We start from the raw sequence: 19,708 nt of genomic DNA, 5'->3' as shown, positions 1-19,708 counted from the left end.
GCGACATGTAACCCGCGTGCGGCACGCGGGGCGAATCTGTAAAGGTATGGGCGTGCAGACAGCGTCCGGAGACGACGACCCGAAAAAGAGGCTCGACATCCAAGCTCGACGCTACAGAGCAGCGCTGGAGAAGGCTGATGCTCGCCGAGCGGACCTCGACGCCGAAGTTGCCGAGGCCACCGCCGCAGGCGTAACCACCGATGAGATCGAGGCGGTGCTAGTGCTCGCCGGCCTGGACCCTGACCAACTTGACCCGCCGCCCTTGGCAACTGGGTAGCAGACGATGCAACGTGTGGACCGTGCGGGCTACTGGTCGGACGGCTGATCGGTCCAGCGGACGGGGAAGACCCCGACCCTGCCCTCGTGCACCGGGTCGCCGCGCTCGACGTGTCCCGCCGACTTTGCGCACGGCACCTCGATGTCGCCGTTCGCCGTGGGGGTCGTTTTCGTGGCGCCGCAGGTCGCGCCCGAGGTGGGTTCCATGCCAGCGGACGCTACTAGAACACGCGTTCGATGGCACGGATTCTCGTGATCTGGCCTGCGGAAACCTAGCGACAGTCCCAGGCACGCCTTATTTCACCTAGGTCTAATTCATGTAGTACAGTTAGCCGCATGACCGAGCGAGTGACCCAACCGACGCTCGATGTCCTGGAGGCGCTGCTCGCCGCCGAGGACTTCGAGCTGCACGGCTGGGCGATCATCAAGGGCACCAAGCGTGCCGGCCCGACCGTGTACAAGATCCTGGAGCGCCTCGCCGGCGCCGAGCTGCTCACCGAGCGGTGGGAGGAGCTCGGCCCGACCGACAACCGGCCGCGCCGCCGCTTCTACAAGCTCACCCCGAACGGCCGCGCGCACGCGCGCCAGCTGCTCGCCGAGCGCCGCCCGCAGACCGCCTCGCGCTGGGGTCACCTGCTCGGCGGGGAGGCCCACGCGTGAACTGGACCGAGATCGTCATCGGTGGGCTGATCGGCTGGGCGCTCGGCGACCTGCTCAGCGTCTTCGAGTGGGCCGCGCTCCGCATTGTCCCGGTGGCGGCCAGGCTATGGACGACTGATCCCGATCGTCGCGAGATCTACTCCGAAGAGTGGGCTGCTCTCGTGGCTGAGCGGCCGGGCGGAATTCTCAAGCTCATGACCGCTGCTGGCTTCGTGTTGGCCGGGCTAAGTAGGAGGCTCGGGCGACAGTCGGTCGCCACGCTCGGGAGCGTCGAGGCGGAGCTTTTGAGAAACCTCTTCATCGGTCTTGTCAATGCCTACCATCCGTCCAGCCGCGCGGCGCATCCGGCCACTCGGGCGCTCCGCTTCTGCGGCCGCTACTTCTCAAGAAGTGCCTTGCTGCCTGTCGTGGTGATCTTGCGCTGTGCCTTCGAATGCCTCGCGGTCCGCGACCAGGGCAGCGTCCGTCGCCTCGTGAGGAAGGACCTCGTCCTCCTGCGTTCAATAGCTCGCATCGCCTTCTCACGCAGGGGCGCGAGGGCCGCCGCTGAGGTGCTGCTGGGTGCACGCCCTACGTAAAACAGGTCGGTCAAACGTGCGCCGTCGACCCGCGGGAGCCTGCGCCACCACGCCCTGATGCCGAGCTACCTCTCAGCGCGACCGCAAGATCTGCGAGCAGGCGAAGTAGCCGTCCCCTCGCCTGTCCCTCCTGCTCAGGCAGGCGCACAGACCCGCGCACCTCGGCGTGCTCGGAGCCGTCCACGGCGAGGACCCGCACGACGATCATGCGCCCGACGCCGGGCACGTCGACGGCATGCGGGTCACTTCGGTGCTCGCCGAGGCCGCACCGATGCCCGCCGGCGCACCACTCGGGATGTCCGCCCTCGTCGAACCGGGCGGGGCGCGCGGCGTCACGGGCCGCCGGCGGTCTGCGGTGCGGCAACCTCACTGGCTGCCTCGGACTCGGGTCACGTGGGTGTAGACCCGGCGCCCGAACCGCAGCCGACGACCGCTGGCCTTGCACCGTGGGCACAGCCGGAACGCCCGACCCGAAGGGCTCCGCAGCTTCCCGGCACCCTTGCACCGGCCGCACGCGGCGAACGGCCAAAACGCGCACGCAGCGGCATAGCCGACCGCCCACACGGTGACGGTGGCGAAGGCGACGGCGAAGGTTTTCAGGTCCATGCGCACTCCCGGATGTCGATGCCTGCCGTAGCACGCCCCGCGCTACGCGTAGCGCGGCTGCTACAGGGGTCCGCTACACCGCCCACGCCTGTGACCTGCACAGACGTGGACGTGTAGCGCGTAGCGTGGTTGCCGACCATCACGCCGAAACAGCCCGTTTGGCCGCCGCGGCGTCGATCGCGTCGAGCGTGCAACCCTGCCCGACACCCTTCTCGAACCACTTCGGGTCACGGACCGACTTGCCGGGCACGCCGAGGCCACGCAGCAGCGCCGACACCGCGTCGGGGGTCACCTCGGCGTAGTGCTCGGGCAGCCGATCGCCGAGCCGCGCCGCGAGCTCAGGCCACGAGATGCGCGCCTCACCGGCGTAGAACACACCCCGCGCATCGGCGAGCGGGTCACGGACCACGCGGGCGACGTCCTCACCGGCCGCCATCCCCGACAGCGTCCCCGCCGCCTCACGATGCCTGCGGGCGGCGAGCAGGATCCGCTCCGCGTCCTCAGCGTCAGCCAGGTACGTCCGGACCAACGGCGTGTCATCGGTCAGCCCGTACAGGTAGCCGATCCCGCGGAACTCCGGCCCGACCGGCAGCGAAGACGCGTCGTACCCCTCGGCGTACGCGTCGCCGCCCAACACCGCCTCCGACACGATCCGGTTACCGCACCTGAGCGCGAACCGCACATCGTGGTTGTCGCGGTACCGGTTGAACAGCCGGCCCACATCCCCGGCGCCGACCCCGGACGGCTTCTGCGAACTCGACAGCAGGATCACGCCCGCGGACGGGCCCTGCGCCAGGATCCGGGCGAGCAGCTGCGCAACTTCCTTGTTGGCTTCCTGGTCGACCGTCTCGAAATAGACCTGGAACTCTTCCATGACCAGGACCCACACCCGCAGGTCCGGGTACCGCGGGTCGCGGGCCAACTGCTCCGTCAGCTTCCCCTCCGGGCATTCGCTGATCGGCAGGGTCGACAGCTGGTCGTTGACTGCCTCGATGTGCTTGACGAACAGCCGCAGCACCCCCAGCAGGTCATCGACCGGGTCGCCGTCACGGTTCGCCGCGACACCGTAGATCATCCGCTCAGCGACCAGCGCGAACTTCCGCCAGTCGGGGCTGTTCTTCCCGTCGACGATGAACAGTTTCGTAAACGGGTCCAGGGCGGCGAACAGGGCGATAGCACGGGCCGTGAACGTCTTCCCCTTCCGCGGCTGCGCACCGACCAGGTACGAGTGCCACAGCAGGTCGACGAGGACCCGCCGGCCACGCTCGTCCAAGCCGAGCGGGAACGACCGCCACACGGACCGCGGCCTGCAGTCCAGCAGCGGCGACCGGCCGGCCGGGACACCCAGGGGGTTGACGTCGGCGACAAACAGCCGGTGCCGCCGCTCAGACGTCTTGTCCGCGGTCAGGAACACCTGAAAGTCGGTGACGTCGAGCCCGGACGCGATCGACGTCTTGGCCTTGACGACGTCGGCGAACCGCGCCCCGTACGGCAGGTCCACGACGACCTCAGACCCGGTGTTGAACCGTGGCGTGACCACCGCCGCCGACACGATCGGCTTCCCGACCGGCCGCCCGACACGGGCGAGGACCGGCACCACGACCGCCACCGCGACCGCCTGCACCCACCACGGCGCGACCAGGTACAGGGCCAGGCCGGCAGCAACGACCGCGACGAGCTCGGCGCCGAGCACGCTCCCGCGCCACAGCCGCGCCGACCGCGCCTCCCGGTGCAGGGCGAGCCACGCCGCATCGTCGTTGCGGGTGGCAGCGTCCTGCCGGAGTGCGTGCTGTTCCAGCACCCACCACCAGCGCAGCTGACGCCCGACGAGCCGGCCCACGCCGACCAGCGCCCAGAACGCGGCCAGCACGATGTAGAGCGGGCTGCGGACCGCGTGATACGCCAGGGTGTGACCGGCCCGGCCCGCGGCCCGCCGCCCGGCTGCCTTGACGTTGTCGACACCGCGGAGGGTGGCGGGGATGATCGGACGCCGTTCGTGGTCCCGGGTGACGACGTCGACGTATACGGGCGCGCGGCCCGGGTCCGGCTCGTCGCCGAGGTCGATCTCAAACGACGTGTCGAACCGCTGCTGGTCATGCTCGAGCGCCGTCATGCCGTCACCCCGACCATCTCGACCTCGGCACCGTTGATGCGCTCCGTGTCCGGCTGGTCGTCGCGGACGGGCGCAAGCACCTGCCGCACGTACCGCTCGCTGAGACTGAGCAGGGTGGCGATCTCCGGCACGTTCATGCCGCCGCTGGCCATCGCCTGCGCGGCCTGCCGGGTGGCGACCGCCGACCGTTTCGGCGCGGAGGCGGCGGCCGTCTTGCGGGGCTTGCGCGGCGCCGGGGTCTGCACGTCCGGCACGGCGGCGATCTCCGGAACCGGCGCCGCCGTCGCCTGGCCGCTGACCTCGGCGAATGCCACCATCGGCACCGGAACTTCGCCCGCCGTGATCTCCGCCGGAACCCGCTCCGGCTCCCGCTCGACAACGGTCGACCCGGTGACGGTCACCGGTGCCAGTCGGGCCGGAACAAGCTCGGCCGCCAGCAGCGCCGCCAGGCCGTCATAATCGGCACCGCGGGTCAGCCGGATCGCGACCTCATCGAGGTCGAAGGTGTTGACGGCGACGTCGGCCATGACCGGCCCGACCCGCTCGGCGATCCGCTGGCGCAGCGTCGCCGCAATCGCCGCCTGTCGCCGCTCCGTGCGCACCTGCTGGCGGGCCGCGTCGAGCGAGCCGAGCTTGTCGGCGCCGGTGGTCAGCGCCAGGTGCCGCGCCCGGCGAGCCAGCCCGGGATGCCGCAGCCACAGCCACACGCCGTAGACCGGCGGAATGGCCTCCAGGCGCCCGGCGGCCCGCTGTGCGTCCCGGTACCGGGCGCCCGAGTCGAGCAGCCACACGGCATACCCCAGGGCCGAGAGGCCGCCGAAGAACGCAGCCTGGAACGGGTTGCTGATGTGGCCCCACACGTTGACGGTGACCGCGCCGAGCGCGATCAGCGCCGACACGACCCGGGCGGAGATCGCCCGCTCCCCGATGCGCCGGCGCCGGTCGGCGTGCGCGGAGACGACCACGCCGCCGAACTCGACCGCGCCGACGACAGCGACCGCCGCGGGCAGGCGCCAGCCGAGCCGGTCGGCAGCGACGTCGGACGCACCGGCCAGGGCGCCGGTCACGACCACGGCATAGAACGCCTGGTTCAGGGTGAGCTTCACTGGGTGCCTCCGGGGCGTTCGGCGCGGCAGGGGCCGCAGTCGGTAGCCGACTGGCCGGGATGGATCGGGCAGCGACCGACCTCCAAGGCGAGCAGGCCGAGGCCCTCGCCGAGCAGGTCACGCAGGATCGCCGCCTCGACGATCGAGAAGCGGGTCAGGGACGTCTCGTCGGTGGTGTGCCGCATCAGGTTGACCTCCGCCGGGGAGCCGTCGACCTGCTGCAGCAGCACCGCGTACGCCAGGTCGTGGCTCAGCTCCAGGTCGGCGCCGATCTGCGCGCCGTGCACGGGCCAGTCGGCGGCGTGGCGCCGGTCGCACCACCCGGGGTGCCACACCGGGGCGGTCATCGGGCACCACCCGCCGCAGCGCCGCGCGCCGTGCTGCCGGTGAGGTGCCGCATCAGCTCACGCCACGCGCGGACACTCTGCCGCTCGGTCTGCGGCCACCAGGTGCGCACCGTGCCCAGCTGGACCAGCTCGAGGCCGGCGGGGCTGCCGTCGGCGCCTACGAGCGACAGGCGGGCACCGCTGCCGAGCTCGGTCGGCGTGCTGCGGTGCGCGCCGCCCGTCTGGCGAGCGGTGCACAGGGCGGGCGAGCAGTAGGCGGGGTGCCCGGCGCGCGCCGGGTCGAAGTCGCCGAGCACCAATCCCGCCATGTTGAGCGGGTTGTGTCGGGGGTGCTGCATACGATGGTTCACGGGTCGCCTCCACGGGGCGATCAAGGCCCTCGGTTGGTGTTCGAGCACCGCCGGGGGCCGTCTGTTTGGCTGGGATCATTCTCGCATCATCTTGATGTGCACACAAGTCATCATGTGCCCTGAGTGCATCACGTGCATACAGTCCGCCCGACCGATCGTGACCGGTTGGCGCGTCTCACACGGATGTCACATCACGGAGCGCGCGGGCAACATTCACCGCGCGGGACGGTAGTCGATCGAGGTCCGAAACTGCCTCTGACCTGGGCTAATGGCAGCCCATGCGCACGGGTGTACGAGACCGGTGCGCCTTCCAAACTGACGGTGTGAGTTCGATTCTCATCGCCCGCTCCAGGTTCGTTCTGCGCAGATCCTTCTCGGCCTCAGCGCGGGAAGGCACGCAGCGCCAGCTCGGCGACCTCGGCCAGTTCCTCCCGGGTGGCGCCGGCCGACGCATGCACGGCGAGCCCTTCCGACACTGTCATCACATACCGTGCGAGCCGGTCGGGGTCCTCATCGGCGGCTAGATCACCCTCTCGCACCGCACGCCGGAACCGCTCCGTCATCGCCAGCTCGCCGCCCTTGCGGGAGGCGGCGAGGGTCTCGCAGACATCGATGTTGTCCGGCCCGCAGGACAGGCCACCCTGGATCGAGAAGCATCCGGGCGGCCTGCCGGGGGTGGTGACCGCATTGACGTTCTCCCGCAGGAAGGTCTCCGCGACCCGCCGGGCGGTCGGCTCGGCCAGCGCCGCGCCGGCATAGGCCATCTCCACCCGGGCATAGCGGGCGAGTGCCTTGTCGAACAGCTCACGCTTGTTGCCGAAGGCCGCATACATGCTGGTCTTGTTGATTCCCATGGCGGCGGTGAGATCACTGAGCGAGGCGCCCTCGTATCCCTGTCGCCAGAACACGACGAGGGCCCGTTCGAGGGCCTGATCCACGTCGAAGCCGCGCGGCCGGCCGACCGCAGATGTGTTCACGACCTCAATAGTACCGATCGGTACACAAGCGGGGGACGGCGTGCTAGCTTCTGATTCGGTACCGATCGGTACACAACTGGAGGAGGCCCCAATGGCACAACTGGCAGGCAAGACCGCCGTCGTCACCGGCGCCACGACCGGCATCGGCCTGGCCGCGGCGCGGCGCCTCGCGGATGAGGGCGCCACCGTCTTCATCGCCGGCCGGCGCAAGCCGGAACTGGACGCCGCCGCGGTCCACGTCGGACCGAACGCGATCCCGGTCCAGACCGACGTCTCCGATCTTGACGACCTGGACCGCCTGTACACCGCGGTCCGCCAGCACGGCAAGGGCATCGACGTCCTGTTCGCCAACGCCGGCGGCGGTGAGTTCGCCACCCTGGAGCAGGTCACCGAGCAGCACTTCGACCAGACCTTCGGCATCAATGTCCGCGGCACGCTCTTCACCGTGCAGAAGTCCGTCCCCCTGCTCAATGAGGGTGCGTCGGTCATCCTGACGTCGTCCACGGCCGCCTCGACCGGCAGCGCCGCGTTCGGCGTCTACGCGGCCTCGAAGGCGGCCATCCGCTCCTTCGCCCGCACCTGGGCCAACGAACTGAAGGATCGCGGCGTTCGGGTCAACGCGGTCTCGCCGGGCCCGGTGGACACCCCCGGCCTGACCGGCCTGGCCCCGGCCGCCGACCAGGCCGATGCCCTGAAGGACTTCCTGACCAGCACGGTGCCGCTGGGCCGGATGGGTCGCCCGGACGAGATCGCCGACGCGGTCCTGTTCCTGGCCTCGCCGCAGAGCAGCTTCGTGACCGGCTCGGAGTTGATGGTCGACGGCGGCCAGAACCAGGTTTGATCGACCGCCGAGTTCCCCGAAGTGGGGCGCCGACCCACTGCCGGAGTCGCCGGACGCACCACGGTTCGGCCGGCGATCTTCGCTCCGGGCTCAAATCGAAGGCCAGGACTGGTCGCCCGGGTAATCACTCCGGCCTTTGATCATGGCATCTCCGAGGTGTGGACCCGGAAGTATGTGGCATACCGGGCGGAGCATGGCGCCCCCAGGGGGACAGTCCCCTTGGAGGCGCCGCGTGGATGCCGCGCCGGCGGTGTGGTCAGTGGTCGACCGCCACCCGCTGGATCGCGCGGGCGAGCCGGGTGAGGTCGACCCCCTCGAGGTGGTCGAGGAAGTGCCGGCGGACGCTGGCCAGGTTGCTCGGCCACGCCTGTCGCAGCCGGTCGCCGCCGGCGCCGGTGAGGACGGCGGTCCACCCGCGGGCGTCGTCGTCGCTCCTGACCCGTTCGATCAGCCCCTGGGTCTCCAGGCGGGCGACGACGCGGGTCATGCCACTCAGTGAGAGTTCGCATGCCGCAGCGAGCGCGCCCATCCGCATGCGCAGCGACTGCGCTTCGGACAGCCGCATCAGGGCGGTCCACTCGCTGAGCGACAAGTGCTGCTCGCGCATCAGGTCCGCGTCGATGGCGCGGGGGAGCGCGTAGATCAGGCGAGGGAGCGCGCGGACCAGGGCGTCCTCGTCGGGGGTCATCGGCGGCGTCGGACGCGCTGTTGTCATGACCACACTCTACTTGCTTCGCGAAGCAAGTTATCCCGGTTAGGTTGGTACTTGCTTGGCGAAGCAAGCACTTACTTCTAGAACGGGAGTCCCACCGATGACCAGGATTGGCATCATCCTCGGCAGCACCCGTCCGGGCCGCAACGGAGAGGCCGTCGCCCGCTGGGTGCACCAGGTCGCGGCGCAGCGAACCGACGCGGAGTTCGAGCTCGTCGACCTGCTCGACTACAAGCTCCCCCACCTCGACGAGGTGCTGCCGCCCTCCATGGGCCGGTACGCCCAGCCGCACACCCTGCAGTGGGCGAACACGATCGCCTCCTTCGACGGGTTCGTCATGGTCACCCCGGAGTACAACCACTCCACGTCGGGTGCACTGAAGAACGCCATCGACTTCCTGTACGGCGAATGGAACAACAAGGCCGTCGGATTCGTCAGCTACGGCGCGGCCGGCGGCACCCGGGCCGTGGAGCATCTGCGGCTGATCGCCGGCGAGCTGCAGATGGCCGACGTGCGCGGCCAGGTGGCGCTGTCGCTCTTCACCGACTTCAAGGACTTCACGGTGTTCGTGCCCTCTGCTTTCCAGGTCGAGTCGCTCACCGCGATGTTGGGGCAGGTCGTGGCGTGGAGCACCGCACTCGCGCCGATGCGCGCCCACTGAATCGCATCAGGAGGTACTTCCATGGGAACGCTTGACGGGAAAGTCGTGCTGATCACCGGTACCGCGGGCGGCCAGGGTCGTGTCGCGTCGCTGATCTTCACGCGGGAGGGCGCAACGGTCGTCGGATGTGACATCCAGGCCGCCGCCAACGACGAAACGGTCGAACTCGTGCGTCACGCCGGCGGGGAGATGACCGGCATCGCGCCGGTCGACCTCACCGATCCGGAGCAGGCGCGGCGGGTCGTCGAGGACACCGTGGCCACCTACGGCCAGCTCGACGTGGTGTACAACAATGCGGCCATCCAACGCTTCGGCCCGATGCCGGACTTCTCCGTCGAGGACTGGCGGACGACCATCGCGGGCGAGCTCGACATCCCCTTCTTCGTGTCGAAGTTCGCGTGGCCGCACCTGGTCCGGCGCGGTGGTGGCGTCATCATCAACGTCGCCTCCATGGCCGGCATGATCGGCGGTGAGGTCCCTGCGATGGTCGGGCACAGCGCCGCGAACGCCGGCGTCATCGGCATGACCCGCCAGCTCGCGCTCGAAGGCGCACGCCACGGGATCCGTGCGGTCGCGATCAGCCCCGGGCCGGTCCTGACTCCGGCCAGCGACCGCGATCTCGGTGACAACCAGGCGGCCCGGGACGCGATCACCGGCAAGACGCTCCTCAAGCGCTTCGCGCAACCCGAGGAGATCGTCGAACTCGCGGCCTTCCTCGCCTCCGACCGGGCGTCCTACATCACGGGCGCCAACTACCCGGTCGAGGGCGGCGCGACCGCCTGGTAACGCCACAGGACCTGCGCGCCGGGCCGCCCGGCCCGGCGCGCAGGCATACAGCGGAAGACCGCCGTTGAAAGACGTCAGACCGTGACGGGGCGGGCGTTGAGCAGTGCGGCGTGTTCCCGCTGCGCGGCGTCCAGCAGGGCCTGCCAGGCGTCGGCGCCGATCGGCAGGCGGGTGGGGCGTTCCTCGGAGGCGATGAGGCGCAGCACCTCGGTGGCGAACAGCGACGGCGGGTTGGCCATCGGCAGCTGCTTCATCGCGCGGGAGCCGGCGAGCATGGGCCCGGTGACGTCACGGTACGTGTCGAGGTGGCTCGACTCGGTGAGCGTGGTGCCCCACTCGGTGGCGAAGCAGCCGGGCTCGACGGAGACGACGTGCACGCCGGTGCCGATGAGCTCCTGCGACAACGCGTCGACCATGCCCTCCAGGGCGTACTTGGCGGCCGTGTAGGCGCCGAGGCCCGGGTACGCGAGGCGGCCGGCCGTCGAGGAGACCATGATGACGTCGCCGTGGCCCTGGGCCCGCATGTGGGGCAGCACCATGCGGGTCAGGCGCCATGGCGCGAACAGGTTCGTGGCGAACTGGGCCTCCAGCTCGGCGTCGGTGACCTCCTCGACCGCGCCGAAGTGGCCGTAGCCGGCGTTGTTGACCAGGACGTCGACGCCGCCGAAGCGGGCCATGGCGGCGTGGACGGCGTTGTGACAGTCGTCCGGGTCGCGCACGTCGAGCGCGCAGGTGGCGAGGGCTTTCGGGTACGCGTCGCGGAGGTCCTCGAGCGTCTCGGGGCGGCGGGCGGTGGCGAGGACCTGCTGTCCGGACGCGGCGACCGCCTCGGCGAGCGCACGGCCGAGGCCGGTGGAGCATCCGGTGATCAACCAGCGACGAGTCATGTTCGACATAGTGACTCTCAGTATCCGCACGAAGACAGAGCGAGAACGTGAGTGACCGTCATTCACCGGGGAAATCCGCCGTTCGTGTCTGCGCGGCGGGCGGCCGTACAGTTGCGGCATGCGCTCGCTCGCCGAGCTGATCTCCGACGACCGGTCGGCGTGGGCCGAGGTCGAGGCGGCGGTCAGCGGGTCACCGTTCGCGGTGGAGATCCTGCCGACCGACCCCGACAGGGCGGCGGCCTGCCTGCAACGGCTCCAGGTCACCACCAGGTCGTGGCTCGGATCCCTGGTGTATCTGTCCGGCGGGCTGGTCGTCGACGACGGCTGGCTGCGGATCCTCGGCTCGGGGGACCCGCAGCGCCGGCTGCCGGACATCCACACGGTCAACGCCGGCTTCACCGGCGTCGGGCTGGTCGTCGCGCAGGACGTGCTGGGCGGCGAGTTCGTGTGGCGGCAGGGCGACGGCCCGACCCCGACGATCCACTACTTCGCGCCCGACACCCTGCGCTGGGAGGACCTCGGCCTCGGGTACACCGACTGGCTCTACGGCATGCTCGGCGGCGCGGTCGACCAGTTCTACCTGAGCTGGCGCTGGGCCGGCTGGCAGGACGAGGTCGCCGGCGTACCGTTCGACGCCGGCCTGCACACGTGGCCGCCGCTGTTCGCCGCCGAGGGCAAGGACGTCGCCGAGGTGAGCCGCCGGCCGGTGCCGATGACGGAGCTCGTCAGCGTCCTGCACGACTTCGCCGACCAGCTCGGAGCCTGAGTGGACGCCGCCGTCGAGCTGCACCACCGCGAGGACGGCCCGCCCGACGCGCCCGCCGTGGTCCTGTTGCACGGCGGTGGCAGCCGCGGGGCGACCTGGGACCTGTTCACGCCCGCGCTGCTCGCGGCCGGGCACCGGGTCGTGGTGCCCGACCTGCGTGGGCACGCCGGCAGCCCGCGCTCCCGCCCGTACACCTTGGAACACCACCGTGACGATGTCATCGCGCTGCTCGACCGGCTCCGTCTGGACCGGCTGACGCTCATCGGGCACTCGCTCGGCGGGTTCGCCGCGACGCTGGTCGCGCAGGCACAGCCGGACCGCGTCACGCGGCTCGTGCTGGAGGACCCGCCGGTGCCGCCACGCCACACGGGCGCGGGGAAGGTGTCGCTGGGCCGCCTGCTGCTGCTGTCGATCGGCACGGCCGACCCGCGCCGCCGGTACGACCGGCTGGCCCTGACGTCCGCGATCACGCAGCTGCGGCAGGCGCACCCGGGCTGGTGGGACGCGCTGCCGGCGATCACCGCGCCGACGCTGCTGCTGTCCGGCGGGCCGTCCAGCCACATCGCACCGGTGCGGCTGGCCGAAATGGCGGCGCTCATCCCGCGGTGCGAGCTGGTCACCGTCCCCGTCGGCCACCGCGTGCACAGCACCGCCCCGGAGGAGTTCCGCAGGACGGTCATGCACTTTCTCGGCGATGCTGTCCGGGACGGCACATCCGCTCCGACGTCTCCGGCGTCACCGATGGACGGTGCCGCTGGAGAGGAGCAACCGTGAAGTACATGATCCTGACGTACGCGTCGCAGCAGGACTACGACGAGATGGCCGGCCGGCCGGGGGACGCGCCGGTGTGGACGGGCGAGGACTTCGCCGCCATGGGCGAGTTCATGACGAAGTTCAACCAGGAGCTCGAGGCGTCCGGCGAGCTGGTCGAGACCCGGGCGCTGGGCGCGCCGGTGCACACCCGGCGCATCAGCGGCGTGCCGGCCCTGGTCACCGACGGCCCGTACGCGGAGACGCAGGAGGTCCTCGCCGGCTACTGGATCGTCGACGTCGACAGCTTCGACCGGGCCACCGAGATCGCCGCCCGCCTCGGCGACTGCCCCGGACCGCCGCAGGTCGCCGCGACCGCCTACGCCGACGTGCGGCCGATCATCGAGCACGCCGGTGAGCTCGGGCTCTGACCCTCGGCTCGAGGACCTGCTGCGCTCGCTGGCGCCGCAGGTCCTCGGTGCGCTCGTGCGTCGCTACGGGCACTTCGACCACGCCGAGGACGCCGTCCAGGAGGCCCTGATCGCGGCCGCCTCGCAGTGGCGCGGCGCGATCCCCGACTCGCCCCGCGCCTGGCTCATCACCGTCGCGTCGCGGCGCCTGACGGACCTGCTGCGCAGCGAGTCGGCCCGGCTGCGGCGCGAGGCGGAGTGGGTACCTCCTCCGCCGTCCACCGGTCACCACGACGACAGCCTCGTCCTGCTGGCGATGTGCTGCCACCCGTCGCTGAGCGCACCCGACCAGATCGCGTTGACGCTGCGGGCCGTCGGAGGGCTCAGCACCGCCGAGGTCGCCAGGGCGTTCCTGGTACCGGAGGCGACGATGGCCCGCCGCATCAGCCGCGCGAAGCAGCGGATCAAGACCAGCGGGGTGCCGTTCGCGCTGCCCGCCGCGTTCTCCGCCGCCGTGCTGCACGTGCTCTACCTGATGTTCAACGAGGGGTACGCCGCCACCGCCGGCCCCGACCTGCACCGCCCCGACCTCGCGGTCGAGGCGATCCGGCTGACCCGGCTCGTGCACCGGCTGCTGCCCGGGGACAGCGAGGTCACCGGGCTGCTCGCGCTGATGCTGCTCACCGACGCGCGCCGGCCCGCCCGTACCGCGCCGGACGGCACCCCGGTCCCCATGGACGCCCAGGACCGCACCCTGTGGAACGCGGACCTCATCGCCGAGGGGGTCGCCCTCGTCACGGCGGCGCTGCCCCGCGGCCCCGTCGGCCCGTACCAGGTGCAGGCGGCCATCGCGGCCCTGCACGACGAGGCCCCGTCCGCCGGCGCGACCGACTGGCCGCAGATCGTCGCCCTGTACGAGCTGCTCATGACCCTCACCGACAACCCGATGGTCGCGCTCAACCACGCGGTCGCGGTCACCATGGCCGCCGGCCCGGCCGCGGGCCTCGCGCTGCTGCCGTCGCTGTCCTCCCTCGCCGGCGACCACCGCTTCCACGCCGTGCGCGGTCACCTGCTGGAGATGTCGGGCGACGCGACCGCGGCCGGCGAGGCGTACACGACCGCGGCGGGGCTGACCGGCAGCGTGCCGCTGCAGCGGTACCTCCACGGCCGCGCCGCCCGCCTCCGAACGGGACTCCCCGGCACGTAGCGGACGTTTCGGCAGGTCAATTCCATGATCCGCCTGATTTCGAACGGGTGTTCGAGTAGGGTCCCGGGTCATGGAGACCACCACCTGCGCCGCTGTGAAGCTGACCCCGACCGCCACCGGGGACATCGCGGTCCGCTGCACGAAGCGCCCGGACCACGTCACCGCCGGCGACCCCGTCCATGAGGCGCGAGTAGGCGTCTTCCCGGTCCGGTGGACAAACGCCGAATGACTGACCGAACGTAGCGTAGTCCTGACCTCGCGTGATCTTTCGCGGGGCGATCGGCGGATCCCCGGCGAAGGCTTCCGGCGGAGGATCACGGTCATGAGCCGTCGTCATCTCGTTGCCGCCGTGGTGGTCCTGCTCGCGCTGGCCGGATGCGGGTCAGCCGGAAAGGCGACCGGGGAGCCACTGGTGGGCGCCTCGACCGCGTCACCTTCGCCGTCTTCGTCGCCATCCCCCTCGCCGTCGCTGTCGCCGTCCCCGTCACCTCCGGCCGTGTCGGTGCCGTCCGTAGTGGTCCCGCCGGTGCCCACGATGGGCGGGGCAACGACCGAGCCGGCGGACGAGAAGCCAGCCGTGTATTACGCGAACTGCGCAGAGGCGAAGCGCGCCGGCGCGGCGCCGTTGCACCGCGGCGAGCCCGGCTACCGCAAGGCCCTGGACCGCGACGGCGACGGCGTCGCCTGCGAGACCTGAGGTGCCGCCCGTCCCGCCCGTCCCGCCCGTCCGGATGATGTGCGCGGCGGCCGGAGGTCCAGGTCGGCTCTGAGCCGCGAGCGGCGTTCCGGTCAGCGCGTTCCCGACCCAGGCTCGGGCGATCCCGCTGGTGATCGAAGGCGCATCCTGGCCGGGCGAGCGACCAGGGCCGTCCTTTGATCACGCTGCCAAGATCGAACCGGTGGAAATCGCAGATCGGCACCCCCCGCTGGACGCGGGCAAGCGCGAGGCGGCCAGATCCAGCCGTTGAACATCGGCCGGCCGGCGGGTCAGGCGACCAGGGCGGCGCGCAGCGCCGAGAGCTCGTCGTCCTTCAGCCCGTACGTGTGCGCCCAGTCCTGCATCGAGCCCCACCTGTCCTTCGCCAGCTCCAGCGTCTGCAGCATCATCGCCGCCTGAGGGGTCCAGTCCAGGACCGACGCCGGGCGTGGGGGCAGGCCGAGGCGGTCGACGACCACGGCGACCCGCTCGTGGATGCGCGGCATCGCCGGGGCGGTCGCGGCGTAGTCGGCGGCGATGACCTCGTCCGGGACGCCGAGCAGGCTCAGCACGACCGCGGCGAGGACGCCGGTGCGGTCGCAGCCGGCCTCGCAGTGGAAGACGGCCGGCAGGGTCGACGAGTGGGTCAGGAGACGGACGGCGCCGGCGAGGACGTCGCCCTTCTCCGCGAGCATGGCGACGTAGTGGCCGACCAGGTCGTCGGCGCCGCTGACGTCGGTGATCGGGGCGGAGACGTAGCCGACCCGGGTCGCGGCGAGGGGGCCCCGGCCGAGGTGGGTGACCTCGTACTCGCCGCGCAGGTCGATGACGGTCGCCACGCGCAGGTCCTCGAGGAGGTGCGCGACGTCGGACTTCGTGGCGTACGCGAGGGAGTCGCTGCGGAACAGGCGCCCCGGGCGGATCGCGCCGCCCGCCGCGGGAAGGCCGCCGAGGTCGCGGAAGTTGACGAGCCCCTCAAGACGGCGGCGGCGGCGCCAGCGCCTCACCCGGACAGGCCCGTCAGCCAGTTCCAGAACTGCATGAACCATCCGACCTCGCGCAGGTAGGCGACGCCCGCCGCGGCGAGGAACAGGCCGGTGAGCGCATGGGCGCCCTTGGCGCTGCGGCGGACCCGGCCGAAGCGCTGCTCCAGGACGAGCCGGCCGACGAGGCGGGTCAGCGCGAAGACGCCGACGGCGACCGCGAGCACGACCAGGAACGCGAAGAACGGGCCGCTGAGGCTGCCGTCGCTGTCCAGGGCCCACAGGCCCCAGCAGATGAAGGCGATGAACGCGCCGGTGCCGGTGAGCTCCCAGCCGATCTTGAGCGTGCGGGCGCGTTCGCCGGGCTCCGGGCGGTACACGGGGCGCTCGAACTCCGGCTCGGACGGCATCATGCCGGTCGGGTCGGGAGCGGGCCGGTGGATGACCTTCGCCCGGCCGCGCATCTGCGGCACGCCGGTGTCGGAGACGGCGACCGCCGGCGAGACCGGGGCGCCACTGACCGGCGGCGCCGAGACCGGCGGGGCGGAGACGGGCGGCGCGATGTGGAAGGCGGTCGGGGCGGAGCTGCCCGCCCGCAGGGCGACGAGTTCCCGTTCGAGGCGTTCGATCCGCTGGTACGCGTCCGTCTCGGTCCCCGTGACCGACGGCCGGGCCCGGCCGATGGCGCGCGAGGTCTCGGAGCTCTCCGGCTCGACCCAGTCGCAGCCGACGTCGGGCAGGCCGGAGCGGCGGACCAGCTCCGACAGGTGCGCCAGCCACGCCGGCAGCTCCCTGGTGTCGGGCCGCTCCGACGGACGGTCGGCCAGCGGCGCGTGCAGGTGGTCGCGCAGCGCCGGGATGCGCTCCAGCAGGGGGTGGCGGCGCAGGACGTTCCACTGCGGCGGGGACGCCTCCTGCGGGTTGCGCTGGTCGGTGCGGCCGTCGACGCGCGGATACGCGCCGGTGACCATGAAGTACGCGACGGCGCCGTAGCCGTGCACGTCATACGCGGGTCCGACGTACTTCACCCCGCCGAACGCCTCGGGGCCGCCGGACTCCGGGGTGTAGGCGATCTGGGTGATCTCCTCCTCGCGGAAGTAGCGCGCGCCGGTGAAGTCGATCAGCCGCACCTCGCCGGTGGCGAGGACCATGAGGTTCGACGGCTTGACGTCCATGTGCAACACGGCCGTCGCGCCGGACTGCTGCGGGTGGTGCAGCGCCTGCAGGACCGACCCCAGAGTCTTCAGCGCGGCGACCGCGTTGAGCCTGCGCCCGCCGGGTGCCATGCCGGCACGCTGGGCGATGTACTCGCGCAGGTTGACCCCGTGCAGGTAGTCGTAGACCTGGTACGGCACGGCGTCACCCGGCGCTGTGCGCTCCCCCGGCCGGTGCGGCGGCGGGCCGTAGAAGCCGTCGGCGCGCCGGCAGATGCCGCCGACACCGCGGTTGTTGAGGTCCATCAGCGCCGCGTCGCCCTTGTCCCAGGATCGCAGCTCGTCGGCGATCGGGCGCTGCGGGTCGATCCGGAACACCTTCACGGTCATCGGTGCCGACGTCACCCCACCGCAGATACGCACCGCGCGGTAGACGTCGGCCTGCCCGCCCGAGCCCAGGTGGGCCACGAGCCGGTAGCGCTGGAACGTCTCCGGCAAAGGGCTCGCCGGACCACACACGAGGTCCAGCAACGCACCCTGCGTCATCGTGCGACTCCCCCCAGATAAACTTCCGCCCCCGGACACTTCCGAGAGTAACCAGCCGACGAAATCGGTCGCGCTCAGTGGAGGTCACGAGGTAGACACGACTGCGTGACCGGATACTCGCTGCGTGCCGCCACGACCGCCGACATCGACGCGTTCGCCCGGGTGATCCGAGCCGCGTTCAACGTGACGGGCGATCCCGACCCGACCGACACGATCCGCACCGTGATCGACCCCGCCCGCTACACCCTGGCCGAGTTCGACGGGCAGATCGTCGGCACCGCCGGCATCCTCACCCGCGATCTCGCCGTGCCGGGTGCTGTCATCCCCGCCGCGCACGTCACCGCCGTGGCGGTGTCCGCCACGCACACCCGCAAGGGGCTGCTGCGCCGCATGATGACCGAGCAGCTGAGCAACGCCCCCGAGGCGATCGCCGTGCTGTGGGCCTCGGAGGGCCGCATCTACCAGCGGTTCGGCTACGGTCTCGCCTCGCAGAACGTGACCATCCGCGCCGACCGCCGCGAGCTGTCGATCCGTGGCACCGCCGGCGCCGGCACCGGCACGTTGCGCGCGGCCGTGCCGTCCGACGTGCTCAAAGAGCTTTCCGAGGTGTACAGCCGGGTCCTCGCCGGCCAGCCGGGCTGGTCCAGCCGCGACGACACGTGGTGGGCGCACCTCACCAGCGACCCGGAGAAGCACCGCGAGGGGTTCACGGCGACCCGCGCGGTGCTGTACGAGAACGCGGCCGGTGCCGTCGAGGGCTTCACGCGGTACCGCGTCCGCAACGAGTGGGACGACAACGGCCCGAAGGGCGAGGTCAACGTCGTCGAGCTGGTCGCCGCCACCCCCGACGCGCACGCGGCGCTGTGGCGCTTCCTGCTCGGCGTCGACCTGACCCGCACGGTCGTCAAGGGCCTCTCGAGCGTCGACGACCCGGTCTTCCACCTCGTCGAGGAGCCCCGCCGCCTCGGCGGCAAGGTCGGCGACGGTCTCTGGGTCCGCATCGTGGACCTGCCGAGGGCGCTGACCTCCCGGCGGTATGCCGCACCCGTCGACGTCGTCCTGGACGTCACCGACGCCCTCCTGCCCGCCAACGCGGGCCGCTGGCGCCTGCGCGTCGGTGCCGGCGGCGCCCTGGTCAACTGCACGCCGACCGACGCGCCGGCCGACCTCAGCTGCGACGTCCTGGAGCTGGGCGCGGCATATCTCGGCGGCACGAAGCTCGGCGCGCTCGCCGCGGCCGGCCGCGTCCAGGAGCACCGCCCCGGCGCCGTGGCCGCCGCCAGCACCGCCTTCGGCTGGCACGTCACCCCGGCGTCGATCGAGATCTTCTGATACCTCGGCTGACGGGCACCGAACGGGTAGGGTCTGTGATGTGGGTGGGATCCAGCGCCGGCGGCGCCGCATGCGGCATCACCAGCCGGTGACCACCGACGCCCAGTCCCCTGACTCCGCCGCTGCCGCCGGGGCCCCTGACGCTTCTGGAGCACCCGGCTCGGCTCCGAGCGGTGCGCCCGCTGCGGGCAGTGACGCCGCCACGGACGGTGACCTGCCGGGCGACGTGGCGACGGCCGACGCGACGATCGGTGCGCCGACCGGCCCGACCAGCAGCGCGCCACCTGCCGGGGCGGCACCCGGCGAGACGACGACCGGCACGGCATCCGACGAGACAACGGCACTTGCCGGACCGGCCACCGGTGCGACGGCCGACGAGGCAGCCACCGGCGCCACGCACGGCGGAGCTGCGACCGGCGCCACGCACGGCGGAGCTGCGACCGGCGCCACAGCCGGCGGAGCTGCGACCGGCGCCACGCACGGCGGAGCTGCGACCGGCGCCACAGCCGGCGGAGCTGCGGCCGGCGCCACAGCCGGCGAGGCGACGACCGGTGCGACGGCGGCAGGACCGACCGCCGGTGCGACACCCGGCGGGGCAGCGGCCGAGGCCGAGTCGGCCGTGGCGAAGCCGCATCCGCCGGTGCCACGGCCACCGATCCATCCGCCGGTCAGCACCCAGCCGACGCCCGGATCTCCGCCCGGTCCCGCGACGGTGACGGCCGCAGCCGCCGGGGCTGCGATCCCCCGGACCCGGCAGTCCAGCCCGGACCGGCCGCCGTGGGGCCAAGCCCGTCGACCGCCGCCGCCCCACCGAGCCCCGCAACCCTGTCGGGCGCTGCGACCCAGCCAGGCGCTGCGACCCAGCCGGGCGCCACCACCCAGCCGGGCTCCGCCGCCGCGCCGAGCCCCGCGACCCTGCCGGGTGCCACCGTCCCGTCGGCCGCCGCCGTGTCCCCGCCGGGC

The 19,708-nt window shown here is 71.8% G+C and carries 23 protein-coding genes; 13 read left to right on the top strand and 10 right to left on the bottom strand.

The window, feature by feature from the left end; all coding sequences use genetic code 11:
- Positions 1–52: 52 nt before the first annotated feature.
- A complete protein-coding gene (locus OHA72_RS15605; protein ID WP_327008541.1) occupies positions 53–277 on the top strand; it encodes a hypothetical protein in 225 nt (74 codons plus the stop codon).
- Between the two features lie 29 nt (positions 278–306).
- Here the strand turns inward: OHA72_RS15605 and OHA72_RS15600 are convergent, their stop codons facing one another.
- Positions 307–483, bottom strand: coding sequence for a hypothetical protein (locus tag OHA72_RS15600; protein ID WP_327008540.1), 177 nt, complete (start codon positions 481–483; stop codon positions 307–309).
- 129 nt (positions 484–612) lie between these two features.
- On the opposite strand from OHA72_RS15600, the gene OHA72_RS15595 reads away from it, so the two are divergent.
- A complete protein-coding gene (locus OHA72_RS15595; protein WP_327008539.1) occupies positions 613–936 on the top strand; it encodes a PadR family transcriptional regulator in 324 nt (107 codons plus the stop codon).
- Positions 933–1,514: a hypothetical protein gene (locus OHA72_RS15590; protein WP_327008538.1), complete on the top strand. Its 582-nt coding sequence runs from the start codon at positions 933–935 to the stop codon at positions 1,512–1,514. The genes OHA72_RS15595 and OHA72_RS15590 overlap by 4 nt, the downstream gene beginning before the upstream one ends.
- Before the next feature lie 745 nt (positions 1,515–2,259).
- Here OHA72_RS15590 and OHA72_RS15585 read toward each other — a convergent pair.
- From OHA72_RS15585 to OHA72_RS15565, 5 genes are all read right to left on the bottom strand, one after another.
- Positions 2,260–4,233 carry a cell division protein FtsK gene (locus OHA72_RS15585; protein WP_327008537.1) on the bottom strand — a complete coding sequence of 658 codons (1,974 nt, stop codon included), beginning with the start codon at positions 4,231–4,233 and terminating at the stop codon, positions 2,260–2,262.
- Positions 4,230–5,339 carry a hypothetical protein gene (locus tag OHA72_RS15580; protein WP_327008536.1) on the bottom strand — a complete coding sequence of 370 codons (1,110 nt, stop codon included), beginning with the start codon at positions 5,337–5,339 and terminating at the stop codon, positions 4,230–4,232. Before OHA72_RS15580 ends, OHA72_RS15585 begins: the two co-directional genes overlap by 4 nt.
- Positions 5,336–5,686, bottom strand: coding sequence for a hypothetical protein (locus OHA72_RS15575; protein WP_327008535.1), 351 nt, complete (start codon positions 5,684–5,686; stop codon positions 5,336–5,338). Before OHA72_RS15575 ends, OHA72_RS15580 begins: the two co-directional genes overlap by 4 nt.
- Positions 5,683–6,024 (bottom strand): hypothetical protein, encoded by a 342-nt coding sequence (locus OHA72_RS15570; RefSeq protein ID WP_327008534.1) that lies wholly within the window; start codon positions 6,022–6,024, stop codon positions 5,683–5,685. Before OHA72_RS15570 ends, OHA72_RS15575 begins: the two co-directional genes overlap by 4 nt.
- A 392-nt stretch (positions 6,025–6,416) precedes the next feature.
- A complete protein-coding gene (locus tag OHA72_RS15565) occupies positions 6,417–7,013 on the bottom strand; it encodes a TetR/AcrR family transcriptional regulator (RefSeq protein ID WP_327008533.1) in 597 nt (198 codons plus the stop codon).
- A gap of 91 nt (positions 7,014–7,104) precedes the next feature.
- Here OHA72_RS15565 and OHA72_RS15560 point away from each other — a divergent pair, with 91 nt between their 5' ends.
- Positions 7,105–7,854 (top strand): SDR family NAD(P)-dependent oxidoreductase, encoded by a 750-nt coding sequence (locus OHA72_RS15560; RefSeq protein ID WP_327008532.1) that lies wholly within the window; start codon positions 7,105–7,107, stop codon positions 7,852–7,854.
- Between the two features lie 256 nt (positions 7,855–8,110).
- Here OHA72_RS15560 and OHA72_RS15555 read toward each other — a convergent pair whose 3' ends face one another.
- Entirely contained in the window at positions 8,111–8,569 is a 459-nt protein-coding gene (locus tag OHA72_RS15555; protein WP_327008531.1) for a MarR family winged helix-turn-helix transcriptional regulator, read from the bottom strand.
- Between the two features lie 97 nt (positions 8,570–8,666).
- Between OHA72_RS15555 and OHA72_RS15550 the strand changes: the two genes are divergently transcribed.
- Entirely contained in the window at positions 8,667–9,227 is a 561-nt protein-coding gene (locus OHA72_RS15550) for an NADPH-dependent FMN reductase (RefSeq protein WP_327008530.1), read from the top strand.
- A gap of 21 nt (positions 9,228–9,248) precedes the next feature.
- Positions 9,249–10,013 (top strand): SDR family NAD(P)-dependent oxidoreductase, encoded by a 765-nt coding sequence (locus OHA72_RS15545; protein WP_327008529.1) that lies wholly within the window; start codon positions 9,249–9,251, stop codon positions 10,011–10,013.
- 74 nt (positions 10,014–10,087) lie between these two features.
- On the opposite strand, the gene OHA72_RS15540 is transcribed toward OHA72_RS15545, so the two are convergent.
- Positions 10,088–10,900, bottom strand: a complete 813-nt coding sequence (locus tag OHA72_RS15540; RefSeq protein WP_327008528.1) for an SDR family oxidoreductase — start codon at positions 10,898–10,900, stop codon at positions 10,088–10,090.
- A 118-nt stretch (positions 10,901–11,018) separates the two neighbouring features.
- Here OHA72_RS15540 and OHA72_RS15535 point away from each other — a divergent pair, with 118 nt between their 5' ends.
- The 6 genes from OHA72_RS15535 (at position 11,019) to OHA72_RS15510 (ending at position 14,730) form a co-directional block, all read left to right on the top strand.
- Complete coding sequence (locus OHA72_RS15535) at positions 11,019–11,666, top strand: DUF2625 family protein (protein WP_327008527.1); 648 nt, start codon at positions 11,019–11,021, stop codon at positions 11,664–11,666.
- Positions 11,667–12,440 (top strand): alpha/beta fold hydrolase, encoded by a 774-nt coding sequence (locus tag OHA72_RS15530; protein WP_327008526.1) that lies wholly within the window; start codon positions 11,667–11,669, stop codon positions 12,438–12,440.
- A gap of 5 nt (positions 12,441–12,445) precedes the next feature.
- Positions 12,446–12,847: a YciI family protein gene (locus tag OHA72_RS15525; RefSeq protein WP_327011571.1), complete on the top strand. Its 402-nt coding sequence runs from the start codon at positions 12,446–12,448 to the stop codon at positions 12,845–12,847.
- Positions 12,831–14,033 (top strand): RNA polymerase sigma factor, encoded by a 1,203-nt coding sequence (locus OHA72_RS15520; RefSeq protein WP_327008525.1) that lies wholly within the window; start codon positions 12,831–12,833, stop codon positions 14,031–14,033. Before OHA72_RS15525 ends, OHA72_RS15520 begins: the two co-directional genes overlap by 17 nt.
- Positions 14,034–14,103: 70 nt before the next feature.
- Positions 14,104–14,262: a hypothetical protein gene (locus tag OHA72_RS15515; protein ID WP_327008524.1), complete on the top strand. Its 159-nt coding sequence runs from the start codon at positions 14,104–14,106 to the stop codon at positions 14,260–14,262.
- A 306-nt stretch (positions 14,263–14,568) separates the two neighbouring features.
- Positions 14,569–14,730: an excalibur calcium-binding domain-containing protein gene (locus OHA72_RS15510; protein ID WP_327008523.1), complete on the top strand. Its 162-nt coding sequence runs from the start codon at positions 14,569–14,571 to the stop codon at positions 14,728–14,730.
- 290 nt (positions 14,731–15,020) lie between these two features.
- On the opposite strand, the gene OHA72_RS15505 is transcribed toward OHA72_RS15510, so the two are convergent.
- Positions 15,021–15,737: a tyrosine-protein phosphatase gene (locus OHA72_RS15505; RefSeq protein ID WP_327008522.1), complete on the bottom strand. Its 717-nt coding sequence runs from the start codon at positions 15,735–15,737 to the stop codon at positions 15,021–15,023.
- Entirely contained in the window at positions 15,734–17,413 is a 1,680-nt protein-coding gene (locus tag OHA72_RS15500) for a serine/threonine protein kinase (RefSeq protein ID WP_327008521.1), read from the bottom strand. The genes OHA72_RS15505 and OHA72_RS15500 overlap by 4 nt, the downstream gene beginning before the upstream one ends.
- Positions 17,414–17,518: 105 nt before the next feature.
- Here OHA72_RS15500 and OHA72_RS15495 point away from each other — a divergent pair, with 105 nt between their 5' ends.
- Entirely contained in the window at positions 17,519–18,745 is a 1,227-nt protein-coding gene (locus OHA72_RS15495; protein WP_327008520.1) for a GNAT family N-acetyltransferase, read from the top strand.
- Positions 18,746–19,708: the final 963 nt, after the last annotated feature.

The sequence above is a fragment of the Dactylosporangium sp. NBC_01737 genome (genome assembly GCF_035963215.1).
Classification (GTDB): domain Bacteria; phylum Actinomycetota; class Actinomycetes; order Mycobacteriales; family Micromonosporaceae; genus Dactylosporangium.
Note: the sequence above shows the minus strand (reverse complement) of the source record. Positions and strands in the feature narration are given on the sequence as shown.

What these genes read in the sequence shown, in the direction of transcription:
- OHA72_RS15555 (WP_327008531.1), bottom strand. Translation starts at nt 8,569, where the DNA reads ATGACAACAGCGCGTCCGACGCCGCCGATGACCCCCGACGAGGACGCC.
- OHA72_RS15545 (WP_327008529.1), top strand. Translation starts at nt 9,249, where the DNA reads ATGGGAACGCTTGACGGGAAAGTCGTGCTGATCACCGGTACCGCGGGC.
- OHA72_RS15515 (WP_327008524.1), top strand. Translation starts at nt 14,104, where the DNA reads ATGGAGACCACCACCTGCGCCGCTGTGAAGCTGACCCCGACCGCCACC.
- OHA72_RS15585 (WP_327008537.1), bottom strand. Translation starts at nt 4,233, where the DNA reads ATGACGGCGCTCGAGCATGACCAGCAGCGGTTCGACACGTCGTTTGAG.
- OHA72_RS15595 (WP_327008539.1), top strand. Translation starts at nt 613, where the DNA reads ATGACCGAGCGAGTGACCCAACCGACGCTCGATGTCCTGGAGGCGCTG.
- OHA72_RS15550 (WP_327008530.1), top strand. Translation starts at nt 8,667, where the DNA reads ATGACCAGGATTGGCATCATCCTCGGCAGCACCCGTCCGGGCCGCAAC.
- OHA72_RS15510 (WP_327008523.1), top strand. Translation starts at nt 14,569, where the DNA reads ATGGGCGGGGCAACGACCGAGCCGGCGGACGAGAAGCCAGCCGTGTAT.
- OHA72_RS15540 (WP_327008528.1), bottom strand. Translation starts at nt 10,900, where the DNA reads ATGACTCGTCGCTGGTTGATCACCGGATGCTCCACCGGCCTCGGCCGT.
- OHA72_RS15600 (WP_327008540.1), bottom strand. Translation starts at nt 483, where the DNA reads ATGGAACCCACCTCGGGCGCGACCTGCGGCGCCACGAAAACGACCCCC.
- OHA72_RS15500 (WP_327008521.1), bottom strand. Translation starts at nt 17,413, where the DNA reads ATGACGCAGGGTGCGTTGCTGGACCTCGTGTGTGGTCCGGCGAGCCCT.
- OHA72_RS15575 (WP_327008535.1), bottom strand. Translation starts at nt 5,686, where the DNA reads ATGACCGCCCCGGTGTGGCACCCCGGGTGGTGCGACCGGCGCCACGCC.
- OHA72_RS15570 (WP_327008534.1), bottom strand. Translation starts at nt 6,024, where the DNA reads ATGCAGCACCCCCGACACAACCCGCTCAACATGGCGGGATTGGTGCTC.
- OHA72_RS15560 (WP_327008532.1), top strand. Translation starts at nt 7,105, where the DNA reads ATGGCACAACTGGCAGGCAAGACCGCCGTCGTCACCGGCGCCACGACC.
- OHA72_RS15525 (WP_327011571.1), top strand. Translation starts at nt 12,446, where the DNA reads ATGATCCTGACGTACGCGTCGCAGCAGGACTACGACGAGATGGCCGGC.
- OHA72_RS15535 (WP_327008527.1), top strand. Translation starts at nt 11,019, where the DNA reads ATGCGCTCGCTCGCCGAGCTGATCTCCGACGACCGGTCGGCGTGGGCC.